Origin of the sequence: Marinobacter sp. bablab_jr003, from assembly GCF_016464245.1 — a bacterium.
GTDB lineage: Bacteria > Pseudomonadota > Gammaproteobacteria > Pseudomonadales > Oleiphilaceae > Marinobacter > Marinobacter vinifirmus.
In genome coordinates this window covers 1-1,424 of sequence record NZ_JADARC010000118.1, presented here as the reverse complement: position 1 = coordinate 1,424, position 1,424 = coordinate 1, and the positions used below count along the sequence as shown (strand labels likewise).

The following is a 1,424-nucleotide window of genomic DNA, read 5'->3' as shown; positions in this document are numbered from 1 at the left end:
GAGATGGGATGGTCTCCTCCCCACTCCAAATCGGCGTCGCAATGCGCCAGGATAGAGGTTGCAGACACTATCCAAGAGTTAAGGAGGAGACCATGCATCAGAATACCGTGATCGGCATCGACCTGGCAAAAACCTCTTTTGCGGTTATTGAACTGGGGCGCGGCGGCGATGTAAAACGCCGAAAAACCTTTCGCCGGGATGGCTTAAAACGGTTTCTTGCGAAGCATGAACCGACGACGGTGGCTTTGGAGGCCTGCGGCAGTTCCCATTACTGGGGCCGCTGGCTGGAGGCCCTCGGTCACAAAGCGGTTTTGCTGCCACCGCAGCATGTAAAAGGTTATTTGCGGGGGCAGAAGAACGATTATAACGATGCACAAGCCATTGCCGAGGCGTGCCTTCACGGTGCCATTCGACCGGTGGCGGTAAAGGGCATCGAGCAACAGGATGATCAGGCGTTTCATGCGATTCGCCGGAGCCTGAAAGTGGAGAGCACGCGTCTAGTGAATCAGATGCGTGGCCTGCTGGCAGAATATGGCTTAACCGTCCCGAAGTCCGTCAGCGCTTTTTGCCGGCGGGTGCCGGAGTTACTTGAAGATGCTGAAAACGGTTTAAGCACTCGATTCCGCATGCTGCTGAACAGGCAGTGGCACCGGCTCAAAGCCTTGCTTGAAGAGCAGGTCTGGTATGACGAGCAACTACGACAGCAGGCCAAGGAAGACAATGCGTGTCGGCGATTAACGGGCATTCCCGGTGTCGGTCCAGTTGTGGCCAGTGCCCTTAAAAGCTGGATGGGCGATGGCCAGCAATTCCGTCGGGGTCGGGATGCATCTGCAGCTCTGGGCCTGGTGCCCAAGCAGCACAGCACCGGCGGTAAACAATCGCTGTACGGGATCACCAAGCGAGGCGATGCTTACTTGAGATCCCTGGTGGTACACGGCGCTCGTGCCGTGGTGCGAACGGCAAAGAGCAAGCAAGACGCCTTGAGCCAGTGGGCTCTGGCGCTGGAGGCCAGAAGAGGCCACAACCGAGCAGTTGTGGCTGTGGCTAACAAGATTATCCGAATGGCTTGGGTCGTTGTGGCCCGCCATGAACACTACAGGCCAGCTGAGAACCAAATGGCGGCAATGGCCTGAAAACGCAACTAAAACAGAGTAAAAACGTCACGAATTCATAACGAAGGGCTTTACCCAAGGTTGCGAAGGCAACAGACACATTGATGACATAACAGGTCAAACCGGCGCACCTGGAACCTGTGGAATCCACTGGCTTCAAGGCCGCTTCCGTGATTAGGCAGGCGCGCGGCGAATCCTCATCAAGGCCAGAGGCGGCAACGCCGCCTCGTTAACAGGCCGGATATATGGCAGCAACCTGTCCCTCATCAACAACGTCTGAGGCCTTGCAAGCGGGGAGGAGACCATATATGG

At 56.5% G+C, this 1,424-nt stretch carries 1 protein-coding gene; it reads left to right on the top strand.

The window, feature by feature from the left end; genetic code table 11:
• Positions 1-92: 92 nt before the first annotated feature.
• On the top strand, positions 93-1,133 hold the full coding sequence (locus tag H3Z84_RS12305; protein WP_022989711.1) for an IS110 family transposase: 1,041 nt from the start codon (positions 93-95) through the stop codon (positions 1,131-1,133).
• Positions 1,134-1,424: the final 291 nt, after the last annotated feature.

Bases quoted from the DNA above. Each gene is read 5' to 3' on its own strand.
- H3Z84_RS12305 (WP_022989711.1), top strand. From the start codon at position 93: ATGCATCAGAATACCGTGATCGGCATCGACCTGGCAAAAACCTCTTTT.